The sequence below is a fragment of the Verrucosispora sp. WMMA2121 genome (assembly GCF_027460185.1).
Taxonomy (GTDB): Bacteria; Actinomycetota; Actinomycetes; order Mycobacteriales; family Micromonosporaceae; genus Micromonospora; species Micromonospora palythoicola.
Window position 1 is genome coordinate 51,651 of sequence record NZ_JAPZBH010000001.1, and the last position, 6,199, is coordinate 57,849.

Consider the following 6,199-nt stretch of genomic DNA (forward strand, 5'->3'; position numbering starts at 1 on the left):
GCGCACCCCGACGGCCCGCCCCTTCGACACCAGCCTCGCCGAGGCCGGCGCCGCCCGGCAGGGGCGATCCGCCCGCGCGCCCCGGGACCAACGGCCCTGCCAGCCCGTCCCACCGTGGTGTCGGTGATGCCGCGCGCAGCTGGCCCGTCGGGCCCGTACCGACTGCCGCCCGAGCGACATCGGTCATGATCCGAGCAGCATCCGTGCTGCTGCTGCCTCCGTCCGGTCCGAGGCAGCAGCAGCACCGAAAGTGCTCGCCGTGGCGTACCCGCCCGACGCTGCGGCTCAGCGTTCGGCGACCAGGCGGCGGGCCCGCAACAGGCGGGCCCACCAGGGGCGGGCAGCCCGGGGAGCCGGAGCGCGTACCCCCCGGAAGCTGACCCAGCCGCCCGGGCCCATGGTCAACCGCGCGACCGCGGGTGGCCTGCGCCGACCCAGCACCGTCACCCCGGCGGTGACCAGCCCGACGGCCAGCACCCCGGCGGTGGCGACCAGCAGTCGATCCGGGTCGGGCAGCGGCCGGTACCGCACGCGTCCGGCGGTCGCGACGAACACGCCGACCGGGCGTCCGTCGCGGGTCACCGGCACCAGAGCGGCCGGCGGCGTGCCGGGCAACTCCAGCACCGGCCCGACCGACAGCGGCGGTGCCGGCTGCTGCGCCGTTTCCGGGGCCGGTCGGGGCTGGGCCAGCGGCACCGACCCGGTGGCATTGAAGATGGCGGTCATCTCAGGCACCTCCTATCGGGCGTCGGAGCCGACGCAGTCCGGCGTCACCGCGGCCCGGCCGGCGGCCAGGCGGGCGATCGGCACCCGGTACGGCGAGCAGGAGACGTAGTCGAGTCCGGCCTCGGCGAAGAACTCCACCGACTCCGGGTCACCGCCGTGCTCGCCGCAGACCCCGACCGTCAGCCCGGGTCGCGCCGCGCGGCCCTCGGCCACCGCCAGGCGGACCAGCCGGCCCACCCCGGCGACGTCGACGGTCTCGAACGGTGACGCCTCGACGATGCCCCGCTCCAGGTAGTCACCGAGGAACGAGCCCTCCCCGTCGTCGCGGGAGAACGCCCACGTGGTCTGGGTCAGGTCGTTGGTGCCCAGGGAGAAGAACTCCGCCTCGCCCGCGATCGCCCCGGCGGTCAGCGCCGCGCGCGGCGTCTCGACCATCGTGCCGACCGGGATCGGCGGCGCACCCGGCACGGTGGCCAGCACGTCGGCCACCTCGGCCCGCACCGCCGCCAGCTCGTGCACGTCGACGACCAGCGGCACCATGATCTCCGGGCGCGGGTCGCCGCCCTCGGCCACCCGCCGCGCCGCCGCCTCCGCCACGGCCCGGACCTGCATCGCGAACAGGCCCGGCACCACCAGACCCAGGCGGACCCCGCGCAGGCCCAGCATCGGGTTGCTCTCCTGCATCCGGCGGACGGCGGCCAGCAGCACCGCGTCGCGACCCGGCTGCTGCCCGAGCGCCTCCGCCCGGGCCACCCGCGCGGCCAGTTCGGGCAACGGGGGGAGGAACTCGTGCAACGGCGGGTCGAGCAGCCGGATGGTCACCGGCAGGCCGTCCATCTCCGCGAGGATCGCGACGAAGTCCTCCCGCTGCAACGGCAGCAGCTCCGCCAGCGCGGCGTGGACCTCGTCCAGCCCGTCGGCCAGGATCAACCGCTCCACCAGGGCCCGGCGGGCACCGAGGAACATGTGCTCGGTCCGACACAGCCCGACCCCGTCCGCGCCGAGCGCCCGCGCCCGCGACGCGTCGGCGGGAGTGTCGGCGTTGGCGCGTACGCCGAGCCGGCGCACCGAGTCCGCGTGCCGCAGCAGCCGGTCCACCGCCGAGACCAGCCGGTCGGACTGCGGCGCCAGTTCACCGGCGAGGTAGCGGGTCACCGGGGAGGGCCGCACCGGCACCTCGCCGAGATAGATCCGCCCGGTGGTGCCGTCGATGGAGACTAGGTCACCGGCCCGGACCGTGGTGTCGCCGACCCGGAACTCGCCGCGCTCCGGGTCGATCTGCAGCGCCTCCGCGCCGCAGACGCAGGTACGCCCCATGCCCCGGGCGACCACGGCGGCGTGCGAGGTCTTGCCGCCCCGGGCGGTGAGGATCCCGGCGGCGGCGATCATGCCGGGCAGGTCGTCGGGGTTGGTCTCCCGGCGGACCAGGATCACCGGCCCGTCCGCCGCGGTCGCGGCGGCGTTGTCGAAGACCACCCGGCCGGCGGCGGCCCCGGGGGAGGCACCCACGCCCGTGGCGAGCGGCTCGGGCGTGGCCTGCGGGTCGAAGGTGGGGAACATCAGCTGGGCCAGTTGCGCCCCGCTGACCCGGGTCAACGCCTCGTCCCAGCTGATCAGACCCTCGTCGGCCAGTTGGGCGGCGATCACGAACGCCGCCGCCGCGGTGCGCTTGCCGACCCGGGTCTGCAGCATCCACAACCGGCCCCGTTCGATGGTGAACTCCACGTCGCACAGGTCCCGGTAGTGCCGTTCCAGCGTCGTCATGATCCCGGTCAGCCGCCGGTAGCTGGCCGGGTCGAGCCGCGACAGCTCGTCCAGCCCGACCGTGTTGCGGACTCCGGCCACCACGTCCTCGCCCTGGGCGTCGGACAGGTAGTCGCCGTACACGCCGGGCGCGCCGGTGGCCGGATCGCGGGTGAACGCCACCCCGGTACCCGAGTCCGGGCCCAGGTTGCCGAAGACCATCGCCATCACGTTGACCGCCGTGCCCAGGTCGTCGGAGATGTGCTCGCGGCGTCGGTAGAGCACCGCCCGGGAGGCGTTCCACGACTCGAAGACCGCCCGGATCGCCAGGTACAGCTGCTCGTGCGGGGCCTGGGGGAACTCGTGACCGACCCGGTCGGCGAACACCTTCTTGTACGTCTCGACCAGGCCGTGCAACTGCTCCGCGGTCGGGCCGTCCGGCCCGGCGGTGGCCCGCAACGCGTCCAGTTCCCGGTCGAACTCCTCGGCCGGCACGCCGTGCACCGTCCGACCGAACATCTGGATCAGCCGTCGGTACGAGTCCCAGGCGAACCGCTCGTCGCCGCTGATCCGGGCCAGCCCGGTCACGGTGGCGTCGTTGAGCCCGATGTCCAGGATCGTCTCCATCATCCCGGGCATCGAGTAGCGCCCGCCGGAACGGACGGCCAGCAGCAGCGGTTCGGCCGGGTCGCCGAGCCGCCGGCCCAGCCGCACCTCGACCTCCCGCAGATGAGCGTTCACCTCGTCGAACAGTCCGTCGGGCACCGCCTTGTCGGCGAGGTACGCCCGGCAGGCGTCCGTGCTGACGGTGAATCCGGGCGGCACCGGCAGCCCGAGCCGGGTCATCTCGGCGAGGTTGGCGCCCTTGCCGCCGAGCAGGTCGGCCATCTCTCGGCCACCCTCGATGAAGTCGTACACGTACCTGGTCATGACCCGGCCTCCACTTCGCCGTCGATGCCTCTGCCTCGTTGGTAGCAACGCCGCATCCCGCGGGGGCAGGGCCGAAAGCCGATCCGAACCGGGCCGGTGGTCCCCACCCGCAACGCGTATGGTCGGCCGGTGACCGATGACCTGCGGCTACGCCCGGTACGCGAGGACGACCTGGTGGAGTTCTTCGTCCACCAGCTCGACCCGGAGGCCAACCGGATGGCCGCCTTCGGCGCCGAGGATCCGACGGACCGGCGGGCGTTCGCCGCGCACTGGGTCCGCATCCTCACCGGCCCGGAGAACCTGGCCCGCACGGTGACCGTCGACGGCACCGTGGTCGGTCACGTGCTGGCCTTCCCGGTCGGCGACGAGTTCGAGGTCAGCTACTGGATCGACCGGGCGCACTGGGGCCGTGGGTACGCCACCCGGGCCCTGACCGCGCTGCTGCGGGACGTCACCCGCCGGCCACTGTTCGCGCGAACGGCCACCGACAACGCCGCGTCGCTGGCGGTGCTTCGCCGCTGCGGCTTCGTCGTCCGGGGGACCGAGCGGGCGTACGCCCCGGGCCGCGGCCACGAGATCGACGAGTACGTCCTGGAACTGCCGCCGTCAACCGGCACCGACCCGGCGTGATCCGCCCCCTGAAACCGGGGCTGACCAGGGCGGCGACTACCCTCGCGGGGTGAACTGGCTGGAACTGGTCGGCTGGGCCGGCTCCGCGTTGCTGGTCTGGTCGCTGCTGCAGACGCGCATCCTGCGGCTGCGCGCCCTGAACCTGGTCGGCTGTGCCGTCCTGATCGGCTACAACGCCACGATCCGGGTGTGGCCCATGGTCGGGCTGAACGTGGTGCTGGCCGTGATCAACATCTGGTACCTGCGGCGGCTGCTCACCACCCGCCACGACGAGCAGACCTACCAGGTGGTGGAGGTGGGTGCCGACGACGCGTTCCTGGCCCACACGCTGCGGGTGCACGCCGCCGACATCGCCCGGTTCAACCCGGGTTTCCGTCCCGACCGCCCGGTCGGTCGGTCGGCCTTCCTGGTGGTACGCGCCGACGAGGTCGTCGGTGTGGTACTGGTCCGCGACGTCGGCGACGGGGTGGCCCAGGTCGACCTGGACTACGTCACTCCGCCGTTTCGTGACTTCACCCCCGGCGAGTTCGTCTACCGGCGCAGCAGCCTGTTCACCGACCGTGGGTTCCGCCAGGTGCTGAGCCCACCGGGCATGATCGCCCCGTACTACCACCGCCTCGGGTTCCGCCGCGCGGGGGAGTCGTACGTGCTGGACCTGCCGGCGCCGGCGCTGCCGCAGGGCTGAGCGCGCGCCCCGGCCCCACCTGGTGATGATTCACCGCCGGAGCGAGTGGGCATAGGCTCCGCTACGCCGGCGGGGCCGCCACCGGCGGCGCCACGGGGCGCGGTCCAGCGAGGGAGAACCAGGCGTGCAGAGCTACTGGAGCCAGCTGGCCCTGGTCGCGGTCCTGATCGTGGTGAACGCGATCTTCGCCGGCAGTGAGCTGGCGCTGGTGTCGCTGCGCGACAGCCAGGTCCAGCGACTGGAACGCAGCGGACGCACGGGTCGGGTGCTGGCCCGGCTGGCCCGCGACCCGAACCGCTTCCTGGCCACCATCCAGATCGGCATCACGCTTGCCGGGTTCCTCGCCTCGGCGGCCGCCGCGGTGTCGCTGGCCCAGCCGCTGGTTCCGCTGCTGGACGGCGTCTTCGGCCGGGCCGCCGGCCCGATCTCCGTGGTGCTCGTCACGCTGGTGCTGACCTTCATCACCCTGGTCTTCGGTGAGCTGGCCCCGAAACGGATCGCCATGCAGGTTCCGGAGCGGTGGGCGCTGCTCGTCGCCCGCCCGCTGGATCTGCTCGCCGGCTTCACCCGGCCGGTCGTCTGGGTGCTCGGCGCCACCAGCGACCTGGTGGTACGGCTGGTCGGCCTGGACCCCAAGCCCGAGCGGGACGAGATCAGCCCGGACGAGCTGCGGGACATCGTGGCCGGCCACCACGGCTTCACCAAGGAGCAGCAGACCATCATCGCCGGCGCGGTGGAGATCGCCGAGCGCAGGCTGCGGGCGGTGCTGGTGCCGCGGCTGCGGGTCTTCTGCCTGGACAGCGGCACCACCGCGGAGGCCGCCCGACTCGTGCTGGCCGCCTCCGGGCACTCCCGCGCGCCGGTGGTACGCCACGGCGGCCTGGACGACTCGGTGGGCGTCATCCACCTGCGGGACCTGGTCGGCGTCGGTGACGATCAGCCGGTCGACGAGTACGCCCGTCCGCCGCTGCTGCTGCCGGACTCGGTGCCGGTGGTCGACGCGCTGCGCCGGTTCAAGGCCGAACGCCAGCACATGGCCCTGGTCGTCGACGAGCGCGGCGCCGTCGAGGGCATCGTCACCCTGGAGGACATCCTCGAGGAGATCGTCGGGGAGATCTACGACGAGACCGACCGGGATGTCGGTGCGGTCCGCACCGACGACGACGGGGCGCTGCTGCTGCCGGGCACCTTCCCCGTCCACGACCTGCCCGACATCGGCGTGGAGCTGCCCGGACGGCCGGACGGCGACTACACCACCGTGGCCGGGCTGCTGCTGGCCGGTCTCGGCCGGATCCCGCACGCCGGGGAGCAGCTCACCGTCGACGGCTGGCGGCTGGAGGTGACGCTCGCCGACGACCGCGCGGTCTCCGGTGTCCGGCTGCGCCGGACGGCGACGGGACCCGCGGACCCGGACGCTGCCGAGACGACCGGACAGGCGGCGGACGAACCCGACGCGCAGCCGGACGCGGCAGGGCCGTCGGTCGA

The 6,199-nt window shown here is 73.8% G+C and carries 5 protein-coding genes; 3 read left to right on the forward strand and 2 right to left on the reverse strand.

Going from position 1 to position 6,199, the window contains the following annotated elements:
• Window positions 1-285 precede the first annotated feature (285 nt).
• Together O7605_RS00265 and ppdK are read right to left on the reverse strand one after the other, a co-directional pair.
• A complete protein-coding gene (locus O7605_RS00265; protein WP_269737366.1) occupies window positions 286-726 on the reverse strand; it encodes a hypothetical protein in 441 nt (146 codons plus the stop codon).
• A 12-nt stretch (window positions 727-738) separates the two neighbouring features.
• Window positions 739-3,399 (reverse strand): pyruvate, phosphate dikinase, encoded by a 2,661-nt coding sequence (gene ppdK, locus O7605_RS00270; protein WP_269737367.1) that lies wholly within the window; start codon window positions 3,397-3,399, stop codon window positions 739-741.
• A gap of 129 nt (window positions 3,400-3,528) precedes the next feature.
• Here ppdK and O7605_RS00275 point away from each other — a divergent pair, with 129 nt between their 5' ends.
• The 3 genes from O7605_RS00275 to O7605_RS00285 all read left to right on the forward strand — a co-directional run.
• Complete coding sequence (locus O7605_RS00275; RefSeq protein WP_269737368.1) at window positions 3,529-4,029, forward strand: GNAT family N-acetyltransferase; 501 nt, start codon at window positions 3,529-3,531, stop codon at window positions 4,027-4,029.
• Window positions 4,030-4,078: 49 nt separating this feature from the next.
• Window positions 4,079-4,714: a hypothetical protein gene (locus tag O7605_RS00280; RefSeq protein ID WP_269737369.1), complete on the forward strand. Its 636-nt coding sequence runs from the start codon at window positions 4,079-4,081 to the stop codon at window positions 4,712-4,714.
• Window positions 4,715-4,838: 124 nt separating this feature from the next.
• The coding region (locus O7605_RS00285) for a hemolysin family protein (RefSeq protein WP_269737370.1) at window positions 4,839-6,199 on the forward strand (1,361 nt) is incomplete at its 3' end.